Raw genomic sequence first — 25,842 nt, forward strand, 5'->3', positions numbered from 1 at the left:
TTGTAAAAGATGGACATATAAAGGTGAAAATCGAGACAGAATTATTTCTTGCTTCATCCTTTTTGTGCTTGACTCATGAATGTTTCTCTGACTAAGGATCTGTCTGTTTATCAACTGGTTATGGGAGTGCAAGTGCCTCCAAAACCATTGTCTCTCAGTCCTGCGACTCTGCTATCACTGGTGAGAGCGCAAATTGACTTACTAATTGAGCAGCAAATTGCAGCCACTTTATGGGTGAAGCTACCACCAGAAAAAATTTGGCAATCAGAATTAGCGCGTTATCAATCCTCAGTAGGTGCGTCTAGTATTATCTATACTTGCCAGATTGACGAGAATGAAAAACAGGGAGCGGGGGAAGATGATGAAGCAGGGGAAGAAAAGACTTCCTCATCTTTCTCATCCACTCATCATGTCACCGTCCACCTGACACCAGATAGCCAACTGCGACGGGAAAACTTTTTGATGGTGTTATCGCCCCAGTTTTGTAGTTTAATTTTGGCTCATCGGCCACTTAAAAAACGCAAGAGTCAGACATCGGGGAAGGTAAATACTAATAAAAATCAGCCATTGCTGATTATCACTACTGTTGAGGGGAGAGTAATTCAGCAAGTATTAAATGGTATCCAAAAAGCGATATCTAGCGACCATCTGCCAGGCAGTTCCGCGCCAGAATCATTGCCAATTGTACCTGCTGATTTTATTTGTCCAACGATGCCGGAAGCGGCAACCATGAGTCAACTGTTTACAAAACAACTCCTGCGACAGGATGAAGTTAATCGCCAAATCATCACTGCTCGCACTACCAAGTTGCAGCAGATAAATCAAGAACTGCACAACAAAGAACAATTTCAAGATGAATATCTGAAAAATCTCTGTCAGGAATTGCGTATACCCCTGACGCATATCAAAACAGCACTTTCGTTATTGAATTCTCCTAATCTCAAACCTACGCAGCGACAACGTTATTTACAGATGTTAAATACCCAGTGCGATCAACAAAATTCTCTAATTACAGGTTTGTTGGAACTGGTGCAACTAGAACGTAATTTGGAGGGGATGGTTTTGGAGTCGGTGCGGCTCTCAGAGATTGTACCTGGGGTAGTGAGTACGTACCAACCTTTAGCCCAAGAAAAAGGGATTATGCTAGCCTACACCGTACCCACTGAACTCCCATCTATTTGGTGTGTGAGTGGTGGGCTGAGGCAGATTGTAATTAATCTGCTGCACAACAGCATTAAATTTACTCCTAATGGGGGTGAAGTATGGGTGCGTGCCCGTCTTCAAGGCGATTATGTCCAATTAGAATTCCGCGATACAGGTATTGGTATTGCCGAAAACGAGATTTCGAAAATATTTGAGCGATTTTATCGTGTGCGTACAGGATCTACAGAAGATTATGCTGGTGCTGGCTTGGGGTTAACAATAGTACAACAATTGCTGCTGCGCTGTGGGGGATCTATTTCTGTAAAAAGTAAATTATATGAAGGTTCCACATTTACAGTGCAACTGGCAACTGTTGGCGATGCCCCAAGAGCGATCGCAATAGAACATGAGTGATCGGTTATCATTATCCCCTAAGTTAACTTTGTGGTGCTATGCAACTTTGCTTAAGAGGTTGTTTAAAAAGTATTTGGCTGTGATTTTAGACACTTATTGATCCCCCCTAACCTCCCTTAAAAAGCTACGGTGTACACATAAGTCTTTGAGAGTTGCCCCATAAGCTTTTGATCCCCCCAACCCCCTTAAAAAACTGACTTTTCACGTTATGTGGAAAAGTCCACTAAAAACCTAACCCCCTAACCCCCTTCCCGCATCGGGAAGGGGGAAAATTCAAAGTATCTCTCCTTTTAGGAAAGAGATTTAGAGAGAGGTTTTCCAGATGCCGTGAAAAGTCAGCTTAAAAAAGGGGGCAAAAAGCTCTCAAAGTCCCCCTTTTTAAGGGGGATTTAGGGGGATCTAAAAGGATTTAATACATCACTAAGAACTTTTCAAACGTCCTCTAAAACACAAGGAAAATAACCATGCCCAATGCCCACTTATCTTGCGCTGGGAGTTTTGCAAGAGATGACGGAGAAACATCGACTTGCCTAAACCGGAATCTCCTTCTAAAAGTTAAGGATGTCAGGGATATACTTTTAATTGCAATTTTTAAAAGCTGGGGCACTCCGGTCTATAGAAATTTATAACTTCAACCCCCCTGAGCGGTTACGATTTATTTTATATTTTTTCTTAACTGTCCTTGCTTTTAAATGAAATTTAATTTGATATTTTTCTTAACTGTCTTAACTGTCTTAACTGGTCTTAACTGTCCTTGTTTTAAATAAAATATTGTGAAATACTCTCAAATAAGTTCATCCGCGCGGAATAGTTGAACAGCAAAGTTGATACAACATTTCATATATACGGAGATTAAATATGCCTCTTGTTGAAACTCAAGATTTGTTGGATCGAAAATTCGATGTTTGTTTTACTCATGCTGACGTGAACGGTAACGGCGTTCTAGAACAAGCCGATGTACTCGCTCTCGCCGCTCGTGTTGCTACTTATCTCGGCGAGCCTATGGGCAGTCCCAAAACACAGAAACTGTTCCAAACGTTTGAACACTTTTGGACTCATGTACAAGCCAAAATGGATGTTGATAACGATGGCCAAGTGACTCCAGAGGAATGGCGCAATGGCTTAAAGTCCTTCGCCGAAGATTCAGAAGCCTATAAATCAGCCTTCCATCCCCTTGCAAAAGCGATTTTCACAATCTGCGATCGAGACGACAACGGTTTCCTCGAACAAAGTGAGTTCGCCAAATTCCACCAAGCTTTTGGCTGTAAGGCGGCGAACAGCCAGCTAGCTTTCCAGAAGCTCGACAGCAACGGCAACGGACAGCTTACAGTCGATGAACTCCTGATTGCGTGGCAGGAATACTACACCAGTAGCGACCAAAATGCGGGAGGCAACTGGCTGTACGGCGACGTTTGGGATAATACGGTGGTTGTCGGCAGCAAGACAAGATGACCTACTCAAGCGTCGTTGCCAGACTGAAGCGATCCAAGCTTGGGTAGTGCAACGATTCACAAAAAATTCTGCCATATAGCTAAAAATCCTTACCTGATAAGGTTTTCAGCTTTTAGCTATACGGTACTTATTAGTTATTAATCAACATTGCCTAGTTTGAGCCAATTTAGACAATGTTTAATAACTATTCTTTGCAATCATCAGGGCTTTTGGGCATTTCTCTGATGAGGTATCAGCTTCACTTTTAAGCAATGAATAACTAGAATATCGCTCCTAAATAAATATTTTTTAACTGTCTTAACTGTCCTTGTATTCTTATTTAGAGTCTGAGATGTTAAGAACTAATTTATTTTGAAGAGTATAGTCTTTAGGGTGATAGTTTATGAGTTCTGAAATTTTAGATACTTGCATCTCACAGCAAGTGAGTAGTGTTGTAGTTGTTCAGGAACCAGAAAGAATTTGTGATACAGATCATGGCTATGTTCGAGGCTGGGGTGTAACTGAAGAAACTGTCGGATCGAAGCACCTTAGTATGGCTCACGGCATAATTCCTCCAGGAGCAGGTGCAACCCCACACTACCATCCTTTTGAGACTGCGATATACATTATTACGGGAACGTGCAGAGTTTTGCTAGGTGTTGAGAATGATACATTTGTAGATATCAAAGCAGGCGATTTCCTCTATATTAAAACTGGTGTCGTGCATTGTCCGGTTAATTACGGGCAGGAAGTGATGGAATATATCGTTGCCCGAAGTTCGCCACAAGAAATTTGTCTTTATCCTGACCAAAAATGTTGAAGCTGAATATTATCGCGCCTTAGTCGATATTGCTTCACTTTGAGCTAGCTGTCGTCAAGAGCTGCTACTATGCCGTCAATTTGCCAGGGTTGCAGTTTACTACCGACTGCCATCAGGGTATCATCTACCTGTTCTGTCAGTTGTCGCAGTCCAATCAAAACTTCGGTGAGGTTGGCAGCTAGTTGATAATCCCGCACAAATTCATCTAAATCAAAGCTGGCTGGTAAAATGTCTCGGTTAGATTGGGCAGCAATTAGGCTATTGTTGACAAAAGCTAGTCTTTTATCGCCCATCTTAAATAAGTTGCGTCGTTCTTCTGCACTCAGGGTAACGAGAAAAGGCATCTTTGCTTGGATAGTCGCAAAGGCTGCTTTAATTTCTTGGATATCTGCTGAGGAAAGGGAAGCGGTAATGTTTTGGTAAGGCATTGGTTATTTACTGTGGTAAATCTGTTTGTTATGATTCCCACTGGTAAATGCGATCGCACAGTATTTAAGGGAATGGGGAGTAGGGAAATTAACCTCTTGGTGTTACAAGTCGAATTACCCCCCTTAATCCCCCCTTTCCAAGGGCAGGGCTGTTTCATTCCATTTCAAACAGGATTTGTCAAGATGGTTAGCGAGAAAATTGTAAGTGAAGGTGACGAGAAGATGAACTTTTAAGCACTTGAACAACAGTAAAATTGTTCATTTTCTTGGCACGCTGGTAACAAAATAATCAATTTTAAATCGCTAGAACCCTTGATATTTAGCGCTCTTTAGGGAATGAAACAGCCCTGCCCTTGGAAAGGGGGGAAACAAGAGAATCTAGTTCCCTCCCCTTTCCAAGGCTACGGTGTACACACAAGTCCAAGTAAAGTAATAAGGGAAGGAGTTGTGGGGAGTAAAAGGCGATGGAAAATCCAATCAGAATACACGCGCAAGCAGTAGAGGGAAAAGCATTTGGAGACCCAAGACTGATAAAAAGGGGGCAGCATTGTACGAAGCTTTGGGAAAACATCAATCAGTCAGCATTCGACAAATAAGTAAAAATAGAGCCGAACAAATAGGATACTATCGGTTTTTGGAGAATAAGAGTGTGACAGTAGGGGAATTAGTGCGAAGCCTATCAGATCACTGCGTATCTCATGTAGAAGGAAAGCATATATTAGCTATCAGTGATACCAGCGAAATTAACTTGCAGTCTCATGTAGGCAGGTTGGAAGCTTTGGGTCTAGGTGTAGTAGGAAACAATAGGGATATAGGATTTTATATTCATCCCACACTAGTATTAGATGCAGCAAATGGATTTCCCTTGGGGATAAGTACAGTAAAACTGTGGACTAGAGATATCAACCATCAAGATAAACATGAACGAAACTATAGCCAATTGCCAATAGAGGAGAAAGAATCATACAAATGGCTGCGTTCAGCTGATGAAACTCAACAGTGCATCAATGTTGGTGAAGCCAAAATGATTACCCATATCGGCGACCGAGAAAGTGATATGTATGAGGAATTTGTGACAGTCGCAAATCAAGACAATCATGTATTGGTCAGAGCGCGCATTGACCGTCGCCTGGTGGGAAAGACCTCATCATTTTATACATACTTAAACCAACAGCCGAGCGAGGGGACTTACACAGTAGATGTCCCAGCAGATGCACGCACTAGTAGAACCGCAAGAGAGGCATTATTAATTGTTCGCCGTGCAATGGTGAAAATTCAACGTCCAGATAAATTGAATGGACAAGATTATCCTCCGAGTGTGACACTTTATGCCGTGGAAGCCGTGGAGGTCAACCCACCACCAGGTCAAGCACCGATTCATTGGCGATTGCTCACCACCCACCAAGTTGTTTGTTTAGAACAAGCTTTACAGGTGATTCGATGGTACACCTGGCGATGGCGAATTGAACAACTTTTTGCCACCCTCAAAACTGCTGGTTTAAATCTCGAAGCTACCCAATTAGAATCGATTGCTGCCATTCAACGACTGACTGTATTAGCTTTGTCAGTCGCCGTGCGAATTTTACAACTGATTCAGGGACGGGATAACCCTAATTTACCTGCTACTGTTGCTTTTTCACACGAGCAACAGCATTGCTTGTCTAGCATTTCACCAACTTTAGAGGGGAAAACTCAATTGCAACAAAATCCCTATCTTCCTTCCTCTCTTCCTTGGGCTACTTGGATTATTGCTCGGCTTGGTGGTTGGTCTGGTTACAAGTCTCAAAAACCTCCCGGTATTACTACTTTGGTTCGCGGTCTTGAGCAATTTGAATCCACCTTTTTTGGGTGGAAACTCGCTCTGGGCAAACTTGTGTGTACACCGTAGCCTTTCCAAGGGGAGGGTTAGGGTGGGGTAAAACTTACGCTGTAAGGAAGCAATACGATTTGGTTAAGAAGACGCGATTTATCGCGTCTTTATTATTTTTATTAACGCGATGGTTTCTTACCAAATCCATAGCGCAATCTATTCATAATCCAAGTTTGGAAGTTGTCAATGTAGCTAAATATCACTGGCACTACTACCAGTGTCAGCAGAGTAGAAGTTGTGAAACCGCCCATAATGGCAATTCCCATTGGTTGCCGAACTTCAGAACCTGCGCCAATTCCTAACGCTAGGGGCAGAATACCGGCGATTGTTGCCAGAGAAGTCATTAAAATCGGACGCAGACGTGACACGCCAGCTTCTACGAGTGCCTGACGCTGAGTTTTGCCTTCTTGCATGTTGATGATTGTATAATCCACCAACAGAATCGAGTTTTTGGTGACAATCCCCAACAGCAACACGATACCAATCAAGGCATATATCCCCAATGGTTTTTGAGCAACCATCAAAGCTACCAATGCGCCGCCTAAACAAAAGGGCAAGGCTGCCATAATCGATAATGGATGCAGAAAGTTGTTATACAGCAACACCAGAATTGCATAGATACACATTAATGCCAGCCCTAACGCGCCACCAAAACGCCCAAAAATTTCTTGCATAATTTTGGCGCTACCGGAGGGTTGCTGTACTACCCCTGGCGGTAAGTTTTGCATCACAGGTAGTTTGTTGATTGTTTCTACTGCCTCTCCCAAAGAAATCCCTTGCAAATTGGCTTCTACGGCAACTTGACGGGCGCGATCGTAACGGTTGATGGTTGCAGGGCCACTACCAAAACGGATATCTGCAACAGCTACCAGGGGAATCAATTTGCCATTTTGACTGAGGACTTGGAGATTTGTGATTGTGTTAATGTCAGCCCGAACTTTCGGATCGATTTGCACGCGAATCGGGATTTGGCGATCGCTTAAATTAAATTTTGCCAAGTTGGCCTCATTATCGCCGATGGTGGCCAGAGAAGCTGTCCGAGCGATCGCTTGTACTGTCACTCCCAAATCTGCTGCCCGTTGTGGGTTCGGAATTACTAAAATCTCTGGTTTAACCAAACTTGCAGTCGAAGACACTTCTACCAATCCTGCTAGCGATCGCATCTGTTTTTCTAGGGCATCAGCCGCTTGATTCAATGCTTCGGGGTTTTCACTTCTGAGAACAATTGATAAACCTTTCCGACTGTCGCCTGGTGACTGACTTTGAAAGCTAATTCTAGCTCCTGGTATTTGCTCAAAGGAAGGGCGTACTTGTTCCTCAAATTGTTTTTGAGAAATATTTCGTTCTTCTCTAGGTTTGAGATTAATTGCCAGGCTTGCAGAATTGATCTCTTCGGTTGCTAGTACACGTTCAACTACTGGATTTTGCCGGATGAGATCAGTCGCTTGTGTGACTACCTTGTTAACGTCTTCTAATGTCGAACCTGGAGGTAGTTCTATAGATACGTTAGAAATCCCAAAGTCGCCATCATCAACGAAACCCTTGGGAATTAAAGGAACCAGCATCACACTGGCAATAAAGAAAGCTAAAGCGATCGCCATTGTTGTCAATCTATGGCGTAACGCCCATTGTAATAACGATCTATAAGGTTGAAACCCCCGACGATTTTCAGTTCTGAGTATTCTATTTCCCTGCTTTCTACTTGGGAGTGCAAACTTGAAATTAAACAATCTTATTACTCCCCCCGCTCCCCTGCCCCCCTGCTCCCTCTGCTCCCCCTGCTCCCCTGCTCCCCTGCTCCCCTGCTCCCCTGCCTCTTTTAAAAGATACGCCCCCATCATCGGCGTAACCATCCGCGCGACAAGAGTTGAGAAAATTGTGGAAACGGCAACGGTAACACCAAATGGTTGGAAAAATTGCCCCGGAATCCCACCCATAAAAGCAACGGGCATAAACACGGCAATAATGGTTGCTGAACTTGCGATTACCGCTAATCCTACTTCGTCGGCAGATTCAAAAGCAGCATCCCAAGCTGATTTGCCCATAGCAATATGCCGTTCCATGTTTTCAATTTCCACCACGGCATCATCTACCAAGTTGCCCACCGCCAGCGCTAATGCCAACAAAGTCATGTTGTTGAGGGTGTAACCAAGGGCTTGCTGCACTGCGAAGGTGGGAATTATTGACAAGGGTAAGGCAACAGCCGTAATTAATGTTGCTCGCCAGTCCCGCAAAAATACTAAAATGACGATGACAGCCAGCACCGAAGCTTGAATTAATTCATCAATGGTGCTTTGGTAAGATTGGCGAACAACATCGGCTCTAGTAAAAATCAAATCTAGCTTGACATCTGCGGGAAGTGTTTTTTCCAGTTCTTTGACTGCTGCTTTAATTCCTTGTTCTACTGTCACCAGAACGCTGCCAGTACTACGCAACACTTGGAAAGCTACCACAGGTTGATTATTTAAGGTAGCGGCTTGGCGCACATCACCAAATTTATCTTCTATAGTTCCCAAACTGGATAATGGTACGGAACCGCCTTGTGGTAAGAGGATTTCGTAGGTTTTCAAAATATCCACACTGGCGGCACTTCCTAATGTGCGGATACTTTGTTCGCTACCGCCGACTTCAGCCCGTCCGCCAGGTAAGTTAATGTTTAAATCGCGGATTTGGTCGTTTACCTGAGTGGCGGTGATACCCAGAGATTGTAAGCGGTTGGGACTCAGATTAATCCGAATTTCTCGGTCAACTCCACCCACACGTTGAATTTGGGCGACACCACGAACTCCCAATAAGGCGCGGCTAATGGTTTGATCGACAATATTGCTTAATTCTTCTACAGAACGCTTATCTGATTTAACCGCGTAAGTAATTACCGGGCCGCCGGCAAAGTCCAGACGTTCCACAATTGGATCGTTGATCTCTTGGGGTAAATCTTGGCGAATTTGAGCGATCGCATTGCGGACATCATTGGTGGCGCGATCGCTATCTGTACCCAAAACAAAATTGATTGTCGTCTTAGAATTCCCATCGCTGACGGTGGAAATCATAAAATCGATATTGCCCAACCCCGCGACGGCATCTTCAATTTTTTTCGTCACTTGGGATTCTAGTTCGGCTGGGCCTGCACCTGGTTGAGTGACTTTGATCGAAACTGTTGGGACATCAATATTTGGGTTAGTATCAATCCCCAAGGATAAAAAGGAGAACCAACCCACAACCGTCAAAATTAAAAATAAAACTATCGTAGGAACAGGTTTTTTAATCGACCAAGCTGAGATATTAAAGGACATGAGAAAATTTTAGATTTGTCATTGGTCATTAGTCATTAGTCATTAGTCATTAGTCATTTGTCATTTGTCATTGGTCATTGGTCATTTGTCATTGGTTATTTCTCCCATTCCCCATTCCCCATTCCCCATTCCCCTCAATTTGCAACTCGAACCTTATCACCATCTTTGAGATATCCTGCACCATCAACTACGATGCGATCGCCTAACTGCAACCCACTCTTGATTTCTACTTTGTCGCCGTTTGTAGGATTTTCTAAGTCTATTTTCTGGCTGCGAACTATATCTCCACTTGATAAGGTGAATACAATTACACTTCCATCTGCTTGGGATTGGACTGCTTTTTGCGGCACTACCATCGCCATACCTGAGTTAGCGGTAATTGCAGCATTGGCAAACATCCCTGGTTTAAGTAAAGTTGTTGGCGGTAAGTCAATTTTGACTGTAGCCTCTCGCCTTTGATCGTTCACCTGTGGTTGTATCTCTCTGACTCGTCCTTGCGATCGCACGCGCTGATCGACATCGGAAGTAATTTGCACAGATGCGCCAATTTTCACCTGATTTAATTGAATTTCAGGAACCTTCGCTTGAAGTTCTAACTTTTCATCTCGGATAATCGAAAATAGCTTTTGTGTGCCACCAATCACGGTTCCCACCTGCGTTTGCGGCGGTACACCAGTCACATCACCGACTCTGGCCAATTTCTCCGCGATGACTCCAGAAACCGGCGCACGCACCACAGTTTGTTCCAACTGAGTTTGTAGTTGTTGCACCCTAGCGGCACTGCTGCGGACATCAGCTTTGGCTTTGTTGATAATAGCTTGAGCGTTACTAATATTAGCCTGGGCGCTGCCGATATTGGCCTGGGCGCTACGCAGGTTTTCTTGGGATAGATTCACAACTTGTATGGCAGTTTTTACAGCGTAGGAACGAGTATCAAGTTCTTGCTTACTAATGGTTCCAGAATCAGCCAGTTGTTGATAGCGCTGATAATTTTTAGCGGCTTCTTCTAGCTTTGCCTTCGCTTGAGCTAAATCTGCTTGTTTTTGTTGGACTATGGCTTTATTTGATGCCAAATCTGCCTGTTTGGATGCCAAATCTGCCTGTTTCGATTCCACATCGGCTTGTTTTGATTCGACATCTGCCTTTGCTTGGCTAATTTGGCTTTGCAATATGGAATCATCCAACACCGCCAAAACTTGACCTTTTTTGACAAAAACCCCTTCTTTCACATCTTCAGGGATACTTTTGATTTGTAAACCGTTTGTCTGTGGTAAAACCGGAATTAAATCACGTGCTGCAACAGTTCCAGTAGTTTTAAGAGTACGCACAACACGGGCGGCTTCTACTGTGGCGATGGTAACTGTCATTGATGGGTTAATTTTTTTATCTGCTACCGCGCTTTTTTGACGGGATGGAAGATGACTTAATACACTCATGCCACCAAAGGCGATCGCAATTCCTAAACCAGCACCCAAAAATAATGGCTTCAACCATGCCCTAGTTGGTTTTTGCTCTGATTTGCTCAAAAAGCCAGCATCTTCAGAGGTTATAGGTTCTTCCACCTCGATTTCTGAAACACTTTCATCGCTCACAGTCCGACCTCCACTTTCTGTCTATGCATACCAATATTGGTATTTTCTTAAGAAAACTTGAAATTTATTTACTTCCCATCAACTATGACGCATTTCATAGTAAATGTCTTTTATTTTTAACCGTATATAATAGAACTTAGTTCCTAAGAAAAATTACTGTCATCTAAATACTTGAAGCCTTTATGTAGATTATGATACAAGAAATTATTTCATTTCATCTAGCTACTCTAAATCACACAATATACCCATTTAGATCACCGTCAACCAATGCTTATATATGAAAAACTGATAAAGCTAATCTAGAATTATTTAATTAAAAATTTGAACTATCAATGTATGTTATTAAACCAGTAAAAGCTTTTATCTACGCAAATCCTAATTCCTCTAAAGCCTTTGTCTTTTCAAAAAGTCGTACATCCAGGGATAGTTCAAGCTAGCGTCTACAGCTACACGTGAGTTACAAATGAGCAAACTCCATTACCCTAACCCGAATTTCTCACGTATTGTGTGGTTCGGGTGGGGAGTGTGGGAGGTGTGGGAGGCAATGCAGCGTTCATTGATGTGCAGTTATTCAATTCCTCCTCTTTCTCCCCACACTCCCCACACCCCCCACACTCACGCTCATTTCTCACTTGTGAGAAATCCAGGTAAATTCCAGCCAGGGCGATCCTGATAGTGGAATTGTGAAATCAATCAAATCAATAAATAATTGATATTTACCAGAGTCACCAGATATGTTCAATGCCACTGAAATTTTAATTGATGCCTTTGTAAATGAAATTCGAGAAGGCTACCGTCGCACTTATGGCTGCTTCAAAAATGATTATCAGGACATTATCGCCTGGGCTGGTAACATGGCTTTAGAAAATATTGCCAACAGCGATGCCCTTTATCACAATGTTGAACACACAGTTCTTGTCACCCTTGTGGGGCAAGAAATATTACGTGGCAAACACATCAGAGAAGGCGGTGTTTCCAGTGAAGACTGGTTGCATTGTATTATTTCCTTAGTGAGCCATGATATTGGCTACGTTAAGGGGGTTTGCCGACTAGACCAAGAAGCAGTAGGCTTATATTCCACAGGTAAAAATGGCAAAATGGTTTCTGTAGCTCCTGGCGCTTCTGATGCCAGTCTCACGCCGTATCATGTTGATAGAGCCAAGCTTTTTATTGATGAGCGTTTTGGAGGTCACAAGTTAATAGATGCTGAGGCAATTAAGAGCAATATTGAACTGACGCGATTTCCCGTGCCTGCGGCAGAAGATCATCAAGATACAAAGTGCTTTGCTGGTTTAGTCCGGGCTGCTGATTTGATTGGTCAACTAAGCGATCCACGTTACCTGAAGAAAATTACTTCTTTATTTTACGAGTTTGAAGAAACTGGTGTAAATAAAGTTTTAGGCTATAAAACCCCTGCCGATTTACGGAATAACTACGCTAAGTTTTACTGGAATGGTGTCTATCCCTATATCCAAGAAGGGCTGCATTACCTATCATTGACACAACAGGGCAAACAAATTCTTGCTAATCTCTACTCAAACGTGTTTGTTGTAGAACACGAAAAACAACAGCAAGAACAGCAGAAGTATTTAGAGAAGTTAGGAGTGGGGAGTTGAGAGTTAGGAGTTAAAAGTTAGGAGTTAATAATTATTAATCATGAGTTATGAATTAAGATAAAACTTTAATAACTCATAAACTCATAACTTATAACTCCTAACTACTATGGATTGGTGGCGACGACTAAAGAAAAATCCTTTGGCACAATTTGGGGCGATTTTGCTGTTAATTTTCTACATAGCAGTAATTGCAGCAGATTTCGTGGCTCCTTATGACCCTTATGCCTCACAGCCTAATGGTTCACTGCTGCCACCAACTAAGATACACTGGGTTTCTCAATCAGGACAGTTTATCGGGCCCCATGTTTATCCCACAACTCAGGGAGACACAAATTTAGAAACAGGCGATCGCCAACTCATTGTAGACTTCAAAAAGCCATCACCTGTGCGTCTATTTGTTTCCGGGCCAGAATACCGATTGTTGCAGATGAGTTTGCCACTACCCCCCAAGTGGGATGAAGTCACAATCTTTCCTGGTATTCCCTTAAATTGGCATTTATTTGGCACAACAACTGACGCAAAAGTCAATATCTTAGGTACTGATGACCAAAGCCGCGACCAATTTAGTCGCCTCTTACATGGCGGTCGCATCAGTATGTTTATTGGGATTTTTGGCATTATTATTACCTATCCCCTCGGTTTGCTCATCGGTGGAATTTCCGGTTATTTAGGCGGTGTGACTGATAGCGTCATTATGCGCTTGGCAGAAGTTCTAATGACTTTCCCTAGTATTTATCTTTTGGTAACTTTGGGAGCAGTCTTACCACCTGGTTTAAGCAGTACCCAGCGCTTTTTGCTGATTGTGGTGATTACTTCGGTGATTAGCTGGGCAGGTTTAGCACGGGTCATTCGAGGACAGGTACTATCAATTAAAGAGCGAGAATTTGTCCAAGCGTCACGCGCGATGGGTGCAAACCCACTTTATATAATCCTCCGCCACGTCTTGCCGCAAACGGCTAGTTATGTAGTTATCTCCGCTACTCTTGCAATTCCCAGCTTTATTGGCGCAGAGGCAATACTAAGTCTCATCGGCTTGGGAATTCAACAACCAGACCCCTCTTGGGGCAATATGCTTTCTCTGGCTAGCAATGCTTCCATTTTGGTACTGCAACCTTGGTTAATCTGGCCGCCGGCTGTGTTGATTATTCTCACAGTGCTAGCATTCAACTTACTCGGTGATGGGCTGAGAGATGCTCTTGACCCTCGTAGTTTGAGAAGATAAGCCCTCAATAATAGTAAATGCGATCGCTGAAGTAACAAATGCGATCGCCGAAATAGCAAATGCTGTCGCCGAAATAACAAATGCGAACGCTGAAATAGCAAATGCGATCGCTGAAGTAACAAATGCGATCGCTGAAGTAACAAATGCGATCGCTGAAATAACAAATGCGATCGCCGAAATAACAAATGCGAACCCATAAGTAGCAAATGCGAACTCCGATGTAACAAATGCGAACCCCGAAGTAACAAATGCGAACCCCGAAGTAACAAATGCTTTCCCTGAAATTAGTCCGCGAAGGCGGACTTTGCCTGTGTAGCCGCGAATTCTATTCGCCTTCTATTTGCTGCAAAACTGCAAAACCCAACGGCGAAACAGTTCTACCATAATCCGCCAACTTCCCTGAGTTTCCTCAACGACATCATGACGCTTCAGAGTATTCAGCGCTTCTTGTAAATCAGCATCGTTCATACCTGTAGACTGAGCTAAGGCATCCAGACTTAAACCCTCTGGGTAAGGTGCAAGCACCCGTACAATTGCTTGTTGACCCTCAGCACCCCGCGCCGCCTGACCCCAAACCCCATCAAAGTAGTAGCGTCCCCGCTTGAAAAACTCAGGGTCATTGATAACTGCTTCCACATCTTCTATTGTGAAAACTGGGTCACGCGATCGCCCTTGCTCAAAAACAAAGTCATTGTAGCCGCGCACTAGCTGAAAACCCAGCAGTTGCACTAAATATGGTTGACCGTGTGTCAAAGCATAAATTTCATCTAAAGCTTCCGGGATGTAGTCGAGGGGGAAGTCTTCATTATCTGGGTTAGCGAGAATTTGGCGAGTAGCTGCACGTTCTTGAAAGCTTACATGAATAGGAATGACGCTGGCAAAGAAGGGTTGAAAATAATCTGCTGTCATCTCCTCTAAAGTGTGCAAACCAGCAAAAGCAAAGGCGATTTTAGAACTCATTTGCACCAAACCGCGCAGAAAACCCATAAACTCGATAGGAATTTTGTTCGCTTCAATTAAATCTTCAATTTTCTCAAACTCGTCTAAGGCGATGATTAACCCACCATCTAGCTGTGCTTCAACCTGTTTTAAATAGCGTTCAAAAGTCCGGTAGGGAAGATTTAGTAAATCAGCATCAGCTGGTGGTGAAAGTTTTACAGTTTGAGAAATTTCATCACAAATTGCCATTAGTACTTCACCCACACCTTGGGGACTATCTCCCAAACGTAGCAAGTTGACGTATGCTAGCTGTATTTGTGAGCCTAGACAATTAGCAGCATTAACCAGAATGGAAGTTTTGCCCATGCGCCTGTGACCGTAGAGAACTACAGACTGGAGTTGATTACCCATCACCCAAAGTTCTTCTAACTGTCTGATGATATCTTCTCGCCCAACAAAGAGATGACCTTGAACTGGGTCGCCTACAACATAAGGATTAACCACAGGCTTGGTGATGGAAATTTCTCCCACTTCACCAGCGATTTGTAAAAGGCTTTCTTGCCAAGTTTCAGCGATATCTATAATTAAGCCTCGCTCTGCTTGCGGCAAGGTGTTGGCTTGATTCAGGATCTTTGTCAGTTCGCCTAATGCTCGATTGAGGGCTAAAGACCTAGCTGAACGTGAGACACTGCGATTAACAAACTGCACATCCTCAACAACTCGACGCAAATTAGCAAGAATTTTCCAGGTAACTGGATGTAAAAGAGGTTCCTGTGGAAAAGGAGGAACTTGGATAGCAGCAATAGAGGCTGGTTTTTGAGCTTTCTGAAACGTTGTTAAAGTTTGGGCAAGGGTATACATTTCCTCACCATAAAGTAGAGAACGTACTACAGTAAAAGCCTCTATTGCTCTGGCTGATTCTTTTTCATGCAGATGCCAGAAACCAGCAGCAGCAGCACGGGCAGGAGTATTTAAACGAGTGTCTGTGTTAAGACGAGCCTGTAAACCTTCTCGCCAAGAATGAGGAAAGAAAAAGAACAAAGGGAATGAGAAGAAATCTTTGATAAACCTTGACTTTAGGGTTTCATTTAGAGAAGCCGAAGTAAAACGTACTATATCCCAATCAAAGGGATTTGCTGCCAGTCGAGAGACAGTCCAAACAAGTTGGTCTGAAGGGATTTTGGCAAGTACCCTATTAACTGCTTGGATAACAGGAATGAATTGTAGGGTATATGCCAGCAGTTCATTAATATTATGTAAACCTGTTTCCCAATCATTTTGCAACCAATTTTCCAAGCGCCAAACAAGATTAGGAAGAGGAAGCGGAGTGATGCGGGGGAGTAGCCAATTACTGTTTTGAATTGTTCGCAAGTTTAAAGGTGAGCCAATAAGCCAAGTTTCTGGACGCAGTACCGCCACGCCGAACGCCACGCCTCCTGCCACGCCTACCGCCACGCCTCCTGCCACGCCAAACGCCACGCCTCCTGCCACGCCTCCTGCCACGCCGAACTCCACGCCTACCGACACGCCTCGCGCCACGCCTCCTGCCACGTCGAACTCCACGCTTCCCGCCACGCCTCGCACCACGCCTCGCGCCACGCCTCCTGCCACGCCTACCGCCACGCCTACCGCCACGCCTCGCGCCACGCCTCCTGCCACGCCTACCGCCACGCTTCCCGCCACGCTTCCCGCCACGCATAACGCCACGCTTCCCGCCACACCTCGCGCCACGCCGAACTCCACGCCTCCCGCTACGCCGAACGCCACGCCTCCCGCTACGCCGAACGCCACGCCGAACCAGTTAATGCGAACATTTGCAGTCTGAAAAATTAGACCTATAGCTACAGGTGTAACTACTGTTAAAACTAATCCTTGGAAAAGTAACTGACGTTGAATAGCATTTTCACGCAATAACTCCCATCCCTTCTGCCAATTCATTTCCCCTTCAGGAATATACCCACCCCCGAATTCATTTACATACCACCGCAAAGCCTGGGGAAAGAAAAACACCCAGTACAAAAGGCGCAGATAATCCAAGGGGTTCCACAAATAGAGGCGACGCTTCAACTTGGGCGCTAAATCTAGGCGGGGTACAGGGGTCATTATTCAACCTCCATCTTCACCCGTGAAGAACCTAATTCCTCAACCCTCTTCACCATGACGGAAGGGAGAATAGGAGTAATTTTGCTCCCTTCCCCTTGTAGGCTACCGTGTACACACAAATCGGAGTTACTTTGAGATCCGGGTTTTACCCCCCTTAATCCCCCCTTGTAAAGGGGGGAAACAAGAAAATCTAGTTCCCTCCCCTTTCCAAGGGGAGGGCTAGGGTGGGGTAATTCGATAACTTGTGTGTACACCGTAGCCCCTTGTAGGGGAGAGGTCAAAGCGGTGTCATTCATTGCAAACTCTCCACATACCGCGAATAAGTTCGATAACACAATTGCATCAGTTTGCGAGGATGTCCGCCACTTTCTTGGATGAGTTGGATGATTTCTTCTTCAGTAAAACTCACTGAACTTCTAGCCAAACGATTGGTAATAAAAGCACGCATAGTAGCTTCATCCCAAAGATGAATATGTTCCTCTTGGCAAATACCTGCCAACGGAGAAGTATTACCTTGCTCCTGACTATCCCTAAAAAGATTGTTCAGAGGTTCGGTGGCAGCTAAAATCAGCTTCAACGGAGCATTACTTCCTTCAGCTAAACCGCGCAAATAATCCCTTATGTTGCGAGTAAAACCTTCGCCTGTAAGTTTTCCTACATTGTCTATAGCCAGTAGTATTTTACAACTTCGCAAATTGCGGGTTAACTGATAGTCTTTACTGTCAGGTATACCGATCTCGTGGCACAATTCACTATAAAATTGACTTTCATTATGAAGTAAATTTAGGTCTAAGAAAACTGGCTGACGTTCACTTTTGAGAAAATTTTTCGCCTGTTGGTTAATCATCCATAGCAGCGAAGATTTGCCGATTCCCTCTTCCCCAATTAAAACAACACTACTACCGCTATTTAGTACCTCAAATATTCGCCGGATTTCGCGCTCTCGGTCAAAAAATAGATTCTTTTCTTCTACTCTGGCATTAAGGGGAATGAAGGGATTTTGATTTAGCTCAGATAGAGTATTATTAGGTAACTCTGGAGAACTAGTATAATCTGGTTCTGGCGCAGTGATATAAGATAGTTTTTTAGTAGGGTAATTATAATTTTTATCAAAAAAGTTTTCAAGTTCTTCCCTAAAATTTCTTTTATCAAGGTCGTCTATATTTAAAACTTTCTTAATTTTATCAATTAATTTTTTACCTATTTCTCTGAAATACTGTTCTGTATATGGTTTGCCAGTAGGTTTATATATTTTACAAGTCATATCGCCATAATCCATACCTTGCCAACTTAGTAGAAAAACTTTTTCTTCTAACTTGCTCAGTGATACTACTTTTCCTTTTCTCTCCTCAAATATGTGCTTAATAGATTCTAATGCTTCTTCAGCTTCCATTTAACCTGGTTGAGTTGGTAAAGTAAAGTTAATACTTGGATATAAGTTTAGTATTTTACAGCAAAACCTACATAATCCTACGTCTATGTAGATATTCTTTGTATTTATGACCTAATCCTACGTTTACCTACATCCTACGTATAACTATGGACTACAGGCGAATATAGAGACATCGAAACAACATAGGAGTGCAAAACGATGTCTACTTACTATCCTGTAAATGAAAATTTAGCCACACAGCAACAGCCAATAGTTCAATCTCTAGATGTTCTCAGTCAGTCAAACAATACAGAACAACTTCTCGATATCGCTGAAAATATTACTGCCGCCTTAAGCAAATCAGATACAGTGGAATTAGTTCAAGCTGGGGGTCAGACAGCAGAAAATATTTTTAAGGTCTTAGTCCAATATGGTGGTAAACCAGTTGCAATTATCCTGGCTACTGCTGTTCTGATTGCAGCTACGGCTATACCGATCTTAGCTGTAAAAGTATCTCTTGGTCAGATAACTCAAATCCCTAATATTTCCCAAACGAAATGATAGTTTTGCGTTGGGTTGCGCTTTGCTTAACCCAACTTAGATTTTACTGCTTCATCTAATACAAAAGGGCGGGCAAGACTTCGGCGTGAGCGCTCAGTCGAACGCTGCCCACCCCACAAGAAGGTTAGAAAGAATTATATAACTGTTTGCTAATACCGAATTCGTGGGTCTACATAAGCATTTAAAATATCAATTAAAATGCTGGCACTAACAACGATCGCACCAAAAAAGACTAGCACTCCCTGGACTGTGGGATAATCGCGATCTGCGATCGCTTGATACAGTCGATTAGCTAACCCAGGCCAAGAAAATGTCACTTCTGTCAAAATCGCCCCACCCAACAGAGAGGCAAAAGTTAATCCTAAGACTGTAATTACTGGGATTAGAGCATTCTTTAAGGCATGGGAGGCTAAAATCTTATTTTCACCAATACCTCTGGCTCTAGCGGCTTCTACATAATCGGCTTGCAAGGTTTGTTTTAAATTCACTCGCACAATTCGTTCAAAAATCCCACTCAGCAAAATTCCCAAAGTGAGACTCGGTAGGGCAAGATGGTGCAAAGATGTGAAAAACTGGCTGAGATTTCCACCAAGTAAGCTATCAATTGTATACAACCCAGTCACAGGAGTGGGAGCCGGAAGATTAGGCGGAAAGCGGTTGGAATTGGGAAACCAACCCAGTTGGACTGAGAAAATCAACTGTAAAAGCATTCCCGCCCAAAACATGGGGAGTGCGTAGGTGATGATCCCAAACAAGCGCCCACCAACATCGAAATATGTCCCAGGACGAGAAGCTGAAAGAGTCCCAACCGCAATTCCGACGATGAGTGCAACCGCCATACTACATACTGCTAACTCCACCGTCGCCGGGAAATATTGCCCAATTATGTCCCAAACATTCTGTCCGCGACTCATTAAAGACGTTCCCAAGTCAAAGCGCAGTATGCTTCCCAAATAATTGAGATATTGTAGCCACAAAGGAAAGTTTAAACCTAGTTGTTTTCGCAATTCTTCTTTAGCAGCTTCCGGCGCACGTCCACCAAGAATTGCATCTGCGGGATCTCCTGGTGTTGCTCTTAATAAGAGAAAGACAATGGTGATAATTGTTAATAGCTGGAGTGGTGCAAGAAGCAACCGAGAAACTATGTAATATTGTAAAGCTTTAGAGCGAGACATATTTTACTTATTTATTATTTGTCATTTGCCATTTATTTTTACAAATGACAAATGACAGAGGACTAATGACTACTTTTTAATTGTCTGGTAAACCAGAATTTGGGTTGGGTTAAGTTGTACACTGTTCACACCTTTTTGAGCAAATACATAGTCTTTGCTTTGCCATAAGGGAACGTAAGGTACATCAGCAGTTACTTGCTTTTGAATTTCTGCAAAAATTTTCTGACGCGCTTCAGGATTTAGTTCTTTGCGTTGTTGATCGATCAGTTTATTCATCGCTTCGTTATAGTAGAACGAACCCTGAGTTTGACTGCCTCCATCTTCACATCCTTTAGCAACTGAACCTTTGTCACAAGACAAAAATGGCTGAACGTAATTATCTGGATCTAAAAAGTCTGGATACCAATCAAGTAAAGCTCCTGGATATAATCCTTTGGCAATGTCTTTAAAAAATGTCGGGCCTTCCGCAGGGGTAACTTCAAATTGCAGAATTCCATCCATCTTGGCATCCACAAGAGATTTGAGCGTCTGTGCTGCCAAACTACGAGTAGGCGAACTAGAAGGATACCAAATCTGGACTTTTGCCGGATTTTCTTTCGAGAAACCAGCAGTAGTTAACAATTTTTTAGCTTGATCAAAGTTAGCATCGCCATAAGCATCTTTGAATAATGGCACAGAAACTTTAAATGTTGTGGGAATCATGCTATATAGCGGATCTGCTTGACCAAGTAAGGCCCGCTCATTTAAGAGTGGACGGTCAATTATTGATGCGATCGCTTGTCTGACTTCTAATTTATCTAAAGGCTTTTGATTCCGGTTCAATACCAGATAGCTTACTACACTACCTTCAGCTGCGATCGCTTGCCAATCCCCTTTTTTACCACCTTCTTCTAAGCTCCGATTTTGATCAGGCTGTAGCGAAAGATAAGCTACATCTACAGCGCCTGTACGGAAAGCATTAAACAAATTGACTGGACTAGTTTGAATTTGGAGGTTAACACCCTTGTTAGCTGGTTTTTCCCCCCAATATTTATCAAACGTATCAAATCTTATTGAATCAGTACCATACTGCGCTAACTTGTAAGGGCCAGTTCCCACAAAAATATTCGGCTTAAATTTACCAGCACCGAGTTCGTAAGCTTTTGGCGAAACTGCACAGACTCCAGGAAACGCCAGCAGTGAAGGAAAGGCTGCAAAGGGCTTTTTCAGCTTAATGGTTAACTCATAATCACTTGTACTTTTTACCGAATCTACTACATCAGCTAGCAAGAATGAAGGTTTTCCTTTATTTTGAATAAAGCGGTTGATGGTAAACGCCATTGCTTGGGCATTGAAGGGAGTCCCATCATGAAAAACCACTCCCTGACGTAAGGGGATGGTATAAGTTAAGGCATCTTGACTGACTTTAGGTAATGCTGTAGCAAGCTGGGGCTTAATTTCCGTACTTCCTGGTTCATAGGTGTAGAGGCGATCGCTCATATTAAACACCAAACCCAAGGATGCCAACTCATAAGCATCAGCTGGATCAAGGGTTCTCGGCTTTGCTGTTGTACCTATAGTAATACGACCATCACCTGTAGGGCTACTTACAGAACCCGATGGTGGCGTAGGAGGCTGTGGACGAGGAGCGCAACTAACAACTAAAAATAAGCATAGACAGAACAAAGATAGGAATTGTGTAATCCGACCCCACCGTTGCACGGACAAGGAAAACCAGGTCATACAGTTAAATTTCATGTAATGAGAAGTCAGTGATTATACTATAAATTTGCTAGTTTTACAGAAAATTTTACAATTAATTACTACTTTAGATACTTTTTATAGAGGATTTTGCTAAGATAGATAAATTTATGTGTATTCAGGATGATTAAGTAAAAATAATTAAATGCTTACTATAATATGCAGAACTTTACCTCATCATAATAATTCAAAGTTCTAAATTAACTGTTCCGAATTGGGAGAAGTAGAGTCAAGAGAAGAGTAGTTTAATATAAAAATTTCTTTCCCCTTATATCGTTCGCCTTTCAAGTTATCTTGCTTACTTTTCCCATTTTTTTGATCATCACTTCTACTAATTGTATAATTCCATTCTTTGTCGTGTATTTCCAATGCCCATTCATATAGATTTCTAATTGTGTCGTTATTATCGTAAGTTAGAAGAAATTTTATTTTTTCCTTATATCTATTTAATATTTGGCATAGCCTGAAATGATCGTCTTTAGAAAATGAATGAGCATAAAGTTTATCTTGATCTGCATTGAAATAAGGAGGATCGATAAATAAAAAAGATCCATTAGGTACAGATTCGATAACTTCTTCAAAATCGAGATTAGTAATTTTAACGTTTTGAAGTTTCTCTGAAGTTCGACGTATGTTTCTGGGCCAATTCTCTGGACGCATACTGTATTTGTCACCATACCCCCAATAACAATTTTGATGCTTCATAATCCCAGAGTAGGAGGTTCTGTTAAGGTAAAACCATCTACCAGCTTGTTCTAATTGATTTTGTGGGATGAATTCATTTTTGTAATATGTATGTCTTTCTTTCGTAGCGGATTCCCCTGCTAAAAATTTGATTAATTCTTCTGGTTGATCTCTAATTATTAATAAGGTATTTATTAATAATTCATCAATATCATTGAGCCAATTAATATTTACTTTATCTTTTACAAAAAAAATAGAACCACCCCCCGCAAAAGGTTCAACATAACAAGAGTGAAAAGGAATATGATTAAGAATCAAATGTCGAGCATAAAATTTGCCACCAGGATATCTAAATGGTGAGTTTATCGGTTTGTTCATAATTTCCCTAAATATTCTTAAGCTTATGTTTTGTATTTGGTATCAAAAGCATACATGAAATTTATTGTAAACTTAATAACAAAATACAATTATTAGCTAAATATTTAAATATGCGATCTTGTTATTTTTTGTACTGAGCTACATTCAATACAAAGAAGAATTTATTTTTATTAAAATTGAGCAACAATAATTTAAATGTCTTTGATTTAAATTATTATTAGTTATACATAATTAACAAATAATATACGATATCGTAATCGTAAACAGCAGATTGAAAGTTTAATAGTGAGACTAAGAGCGTGAAGTATTTCTTTCTATCTGAGGGATGGGCAGTTGCTAGAGTCTGGGCATCTGATGGACTCTGGCAAGTAACTGCATGGCGACGGCAACCAGATATTCAGCGAATGAATATTTGTTTAGTGGAAGAAAACGAATTGCTATGGCTTTATCGAGTTGAAGAAGCCATTTTAACCATAGAAGTGAAGCCGACAATACCAGTCACAGTCGGTACTACCATAGGTCAAGTAGTACTCAAGCGTTTGATGAGTGCTGAACAGGTAATTGAACGCTTAAACACAGCTGAGGCGAAGTGCCAACTGCAAAATATCCATTTGGTGGTTCAGTAGGATTGGCATTGGGAATTGGGCATGGGCAAGAGGACAAGGAGAATTGGGGACAAGGGGAAAGACTTGTTTCAAGTTCTCACCTCTTGTCCCCTTGTCTCCCCTGCCCCCTTTCTCCCCGCCCCTCTCATAAAGATAAGTAAATTTAATCTCCAAGAGGGATTGGTAGCGAAAAAACTTTGAGATGCTACGCGATCGCATCAATTTACACGCTTGCAAACAATTCCATCAATAGTTACACTTTTTAAAACATTCTCATTTTTTGCTTGGCGGTGGCTACCCTACAAGGTAAACCTCCCGAAGCGAGTAAGCATTGCCAAAGCACCCACGCTGTCTAACTTATAAGACTAACTGTGGTAGTACTTTGGCTCTGGCAATAACAAAAAACAAGAGAGAGTTTTCTGAGTGGCGAATTTCGTTCCTTAGAATCTCAGTAAGAAAATTGCTTTGTAAACTAACTCATCGAGGAGGAGCGTAGTCGATGGGACTACCCTGGTACCGAGTACATACAGTCGTTCTGAATGATCCAGGGCGACTGATTTCTGTACACCTGATGCACACAGCCTTAGTAGCAGGCTGGGCTGGTTCGATGGCACTCTACGAACTGGCTGTTTATGACCCTAGCGATCCGATTCTCAATCCGATGTGGCGGCAAGGGATGTTCGTCCTACCCTTCATGTCGCGTTTGGGCGTTACCCAATCTTGGGGTGGTTGGAACGTTACTGGTGGCCCAGCAAGCGATCCTGGCTTTTGGTCATTTGAAGGTGTTGCTGCGGCTCACATTGTTCTTTCCGGTCTTTTATTCCTAGCTGCCGTATGGCATTGGGTTTACTGGGATTTGGAACTATTTAGAGATCCCCGCACTGGTGAACCTGCTCTAGACTTGCCAAAAATGTTTGGCATTCACCTGTTCTTATCTGGTCTACTTTGTTTTGGCTTTGGTGCTTTTCACGTCACCGGACTATTTGGGCCGGGGATATGGGTTTCTGACGCTTATGGTATAACTGGGGCTGCCCAGGGAGTAGCACCGGAATGGGGCCCAGATGGTTTTAACCCATATAACCCTGGTGGCATTGCGGCTCACCACATTGCTGCTGGTGTTGTTGGTATTATTGCAGGCTTATTCCACCTCACAGTTAGACCCCCTGAACGGCTCTACAAAGCCCTACGGATGGGGAACATTGAAACAGTACTTTCTAGCAGTATTGCAGCAGTCTTCTTTGCTGCCTTCGTTGTTGCTGGTACTATGTGGTACGGAAACGCTGCCACTCCCATCGAATTGTTTGGCCCTACCCGTTACCAATGGGATCAAGGCTACTTCCGTCAAGAAATTCAGCGCCGCGTCCAAACTGACGTTGCTCAAGGTGCAACCCTTGACCAAGCTTGGTCGCAGATTCCTGAAAAACTGGCTTTCTATGATTACGTCGGTAATAGCCCCGCTAAAGGCGGTCTATTCCGTACAGGGCCGATGGTGAAGGGTGATGGCATTGCCCAATCTTGGCAAGGTCACGCTGTATTCAAAGATTCTGAAGGACGGGAATTGACCGTGCGTCGTCTCCCCAACTTCTTTGAAACCTTCCCAGTAATTTTGACCGATGCTGATGGAATTATCCGCGCTGACATTCCCTTCCGTCGGGCAGAATCAAAGTATAGCTTCGAGCAATCTGGTGTCACCGTCAGCTTCTATGGTGGCGATCTGAATGGTAAAACCTTTACAGAACCAGCTGATGTGAAGAAGTATGCTCGGAAAGCTCAAGGTGGCGAAATCTTTGAATTTGATCGCGAAACCTTGAACTCTGATGGTGTATTCCGCACCAGTCCTAGAGGTTGGTTTACCTTTGGACACGCTGTATTTGCTCTGCTGTTCTTCTTTGGTCATCTCTGGCATGGCTCTCGGACAATCTACCGAGACGTATTTGCCGGTGTTGATGCGGATCTAGAAGAGCAAGTTGAGTGGGGGCTGTTCCAGAAAGTGGGTGACAAGTCAACCCGCCGGAAGGAAGCTCTCTAATTTCAGTGCTGAGTTCTGAGTGCTGAGTTTCGAGTTAAGGCTCTGACTCAGCATTCGGTGACTCAGTACTCAGAACTTTAATTACTGGCTGGATAGGCAGGAATTCATAATATGGAAAGCGTTGCGTACATCTTGATTTTTACTCTGTGTATAGGTACTATCTTTTTTGCGATCGCATTTCGCGAACCCCCTCGCTTTGAGAAACCAAAAGATAAGTAGATCCTAATTACCAGACCTTTAGCTGATTTAAAGAAGTTAGTATCCGTTGCTACTAATTGTAGGAGCAACGGATATTATTGTGTTTGTCCTTTGTTAATTTTAAATACTAAGTAAATAACCAATCATTTTTATATTGTGATATAATTTCCAATCTTGGGAGTAGATATGTGTTAATACTAGCTTTTCTGCGCTAGGATGAAAAAGGATG

The 25,842-nt window shown here is 42.8% G+C and carries 18 protein-coding genes and 1 pseudogene; 11 read left to right on the forward strand and 8 right to left on the reverse strand.

Annotated elements, in window-relative coordinates; all coding sequences use genetic code 11:
• The first annotated feature begins 75 nt into the window (after positions 1 to 75).
• From GJB62_RS22650 to GJB62_RS22660, 3 genes are all read left to right on the forward strand, one after another.
• Complete coding sequence (locus tag GJB62_RS22650) at positions 76 to 1,557, forward strand: DICT sensory domain-containing protein (RefSeq protein ID WP_114083410.1); 1,482 nt, start codon at positions 76 to 78, stop codon at positions 1,555 to 1,557.
• A gap of 858 nt (positions 1,558 to 2,415) precedes the next feature.
• Entirely contained in the window at positions 2,416 to 3,009 is a 594-nt protein-coding gene (locus GJB62_RS22655) for an EF-hand domain-containing protein (RefSeq protein WP_114083411.1), read from the forward strand.
• A 382-nt stretch (positions 3,010 to 3,391) separates the two neighbouring features.
• Positions 3,392 to 3,808 carry a cupin domain-containing protein gene (locus GJB62_RS22660; RefSeq protein ID WP_114083412.1) on the forward strand — a complete coding sequence of 139 codons (417 nt, stop codon included), beginning with the start codon at positions 3,392 to 3,394 and terminating at the stop codon, positions 3,806 to 3,808.
• Positions 3,809 to 3,903: 95 nt separating this feature from the next.
• Here the strand turns inward: GJB62_RS22660 and GJB62_RS22665 are convergent.
• Positions 3,904 to 4,236, reverse strand: a pseudogene (locus GJB62_RS22665) (hypothetical protein); the annotation flags it as partial.
• Positions 4,237 to 4,248: 12 nt separating this feature from the next.
• Between GJB62_RS22665 and GJB62_RS22670 the strand changes: the two are divergent.
• Both GJB62_RS22670 and GJB62_RS22680 read left to right on the forward strand, forming a co-directional pair.
• Positions 4,249 to 4,470: a hypothetical protein gene (locus tag GJB62_RS22670; RefSeq protein WP_114083413.1), complete on the forward strand. Its 222-nt coding sequence runs from the start codon at positions 4,249 to 4,251 to the stop codon at positions 4,468 to 4,470.
• Between the two features lie 325 nt (positions 4,471 to 4,795).
• Positions 4,796 to 6,124, forward strand: coding sequence for an IS4 family transposase (locus tag GJB62_RS22680; protein ID WP_114081517.1), 1,329 nt, complete (start codon positions 4,796 to 4,798; stop codon positions 6,122 to 6,124).
• A 101-nt stretch (positions 6,125 to 6,225) separates the two neighbouring features.
• Here the strand turns inward: GJB62_RS22680 and GJB62_RS22685 are convergent, their stop codons facing one another.
• The gene (locus tag GJB62_RS22685; protein ID WP_114081699.1) at positions 6,226 to 9,399 is read right to left on the reverse strand and encodes an efflux RND transporter permease subunit; all 3,174 of its coding nucleotides are present in this window, start codon (positions 9,397 to 9,399) and stop codon (positions 6,226 to 6,228) included.
• Positions 9,400 to 9,533: 134 nt separating this feature from the next.
• Positions 9,534 to 10,991 carry an efflux RND transporter periplasmic adaptor subunit gene (locus GJB62_RS22690; RefSeq protein ID WP_114081698.1) on the reverse strand — a complete coding sequence of 486 codons (1,458 nt, stop codon included), beginning with the start codon at positions 10,989 to 10,991 and terminating at the stop codon, positions 9,534 to 9,536.
• 734 nt (positions 10,992 to 11,725) lie between these two features.
• Here GJB62_RS22690 and GJB62_RS22695 point away from each other — a divergent pair.
• Positions 11,726 to 12,607: an Npun_R2479 family HD domain-containing metalloprotein gene (locus tag GJB62_RS22695; RefSeq protein ID WP_012409034.1), complete on the forward strand. Its 882-nt coding sequence runs from the start codon at positions 11,726 to 11,728 to the stop codon at positions 12,605 to 12,607.
• A 106-nt stretch (positions 12,608 to 12,713) separates the two neighbouring features.
• Positions 12,714 to 13,829 carry an ABC transporter permease gene (locus GJB62_RS22700; RefSeq protein ID WP_114081697.1) on the forward strand — a complete coding sequence of 372 codons (1,116 nt, stop codon included), beginning with the start codon at positions 12,714 to 12,716 and terminating at the stop codon, positions 13,827 to 13,829.
• A 336-nt stretch (positions 13,830 to 14,165) separates the two neighbouring features.
• Here the strand turns inward: GJB62_RS22700 and GJB62_RS22705 are convergent, their stop codons facing one another.
• Both GJB62_RS22705 and GJB62_RS22710 read right to left on the reverse strand, forming a co-directional pair.
• Positions 14,166 to 16,871 carry an ATP-binding protein gene (locus GJB62_RS22705; RefSeq protein ID WP_159402550.1) on the reverse strand — a complete coding sequence of 902 codons (2,706 nt, stop codon included), beginning with the start codon at positions 16,869 to 16,871 and terminating at the stop codon, positions 14,166 to 14,168.
• Between the two features lie 292 nt (positions 16,872 to 17,163).
• Positions 17,164 to 18,264 (reverse strand): ATP-binding protein, encoded by a 1,101-nt coding sequence (locus GJB62_RS22710; RefSeq protein ID WP_114081694.1) that lies wholly within the window; start codon positions 18,262 to 18,264, stop codon positions 17,164 to 17,166.
• Between the two features lie 198 nt (positions 18,265 to 18,462).
• On the opposite strand from GJB62_RS22710, the gene GJB62_RS22715 reads away from it, so the two are divergent.
• Positions 18,463 to 18,804, forward strand: coding sequence for a hypothetical protein (locus GJB62_RS22715; RefSeq protein WP_114081693.1), 342 nt, complete (start codon positions 18,463 to 18,465; stop codon positions 18,802 to 18,804).
• Between the two features lie 149 nt (positions 18,805 to 18,953).
• Here GJB62_RS22715 and GJB62_RS22720 read toward each other — a convergent pair whose 3' ends face one another.
• The 3 genes from GJB62_RS22720 to GJB62_RS22730 form a co-directional block, all read right to left on the reverse strand.
• Positions 18,954 to 19,979 (reverse strand): ABC transporter permease, encoded by a 1,026-nt coding sequence (locus GJB62_RS22720; RefSeq protein WP_114081692.1) that lies wholly within the window; start codon positions 19,977 to 19,979, stop codon positions 18,954 to 18,956.
• 69 nt (positions 19,980 to 20,048) lie between these two features.
• Positions 20,049 to 21,701: an ABC transporter substrate-binding protein gene (locus GJB62_RS22725; protein WP_114081691.1), complete on the reverse strand. Its 1,653-nt coding sequence runs from the start codon at positions 21,699 to 21,701 to the stop codon at positions 20,049 to 20,051.
• A 213-nt stretch (positions 21,702 to 21,914) separates the two neighbouring features.
• Positions 21,915 to 22,781 (reverse strand): DNA adenine methylase, encoded by an 867-nt coding sequence (locus GJB62_RS22730; protein ID WP_114081690.1) that lies wholly within the window; start codon positions 22,779 to 22,781, stop codon positions 21,915 to 21,917.
• Between the two features lie 299 nt (positions 22,782 to 23,080).
• On the opposite strand from GJB62_RS22730, the gene GJB62_RS22735 reads away from it, so the two are divergent.
• From GJB62_RS22735 to GJB62_RS22745, 3 genes are all read left to right on the forward strand, one after another.
• Positions 23,081 to 23,407: a hypothetical protein gene (locus GJB62_RS22735; RefSeq protein ID WP_114081689.1), complete on the forward strand. Its 327-nt coding sequence runs from the start codon at positions 23,081 to 23,083 to the stop codon at positions 23,405 to 23,407.
• A gap of 478 nt (positions 23,408 to 23,885) precedes the next feature.
• The gene (gene psbB / locus GJB62_RS22740) at positions 23,886 to 25,415 is read left to right on the forward strand and encodes a photosystem II chlorophyll-binding protein CP47 (RefSeq protein WP_114081688.1); all 1,530 of its coding nucleotides are present in this window, start codon (positions 23,886 to 23,888) and stop codon (positions 25,413 to 25,415) included.
• 111 nt (positions 25,416 to 25,526) lie between these two features.
• Entirely contained in the window at positions 25,527 to 25,634 is a 108-nt protein-coding gene (locus GJB62_RS22745; protein WP_012409025.1) for a photosystem II reaction center protein T, read from the forward strand.
• The last annotated feature ends 208 nt before the right edge of the window (positions 25,635 to 25,842 follow it).

The organism is Nostoc sp. ATCC 53789 (assembly GCF_009873495.1).
Classification (GTDB): Bacteria; Cyanobacteriota; Cyanobacteriia; order Cyanobacteriales; family Nostocaceae; genus Nostoc; species Nostoc muscorum_A.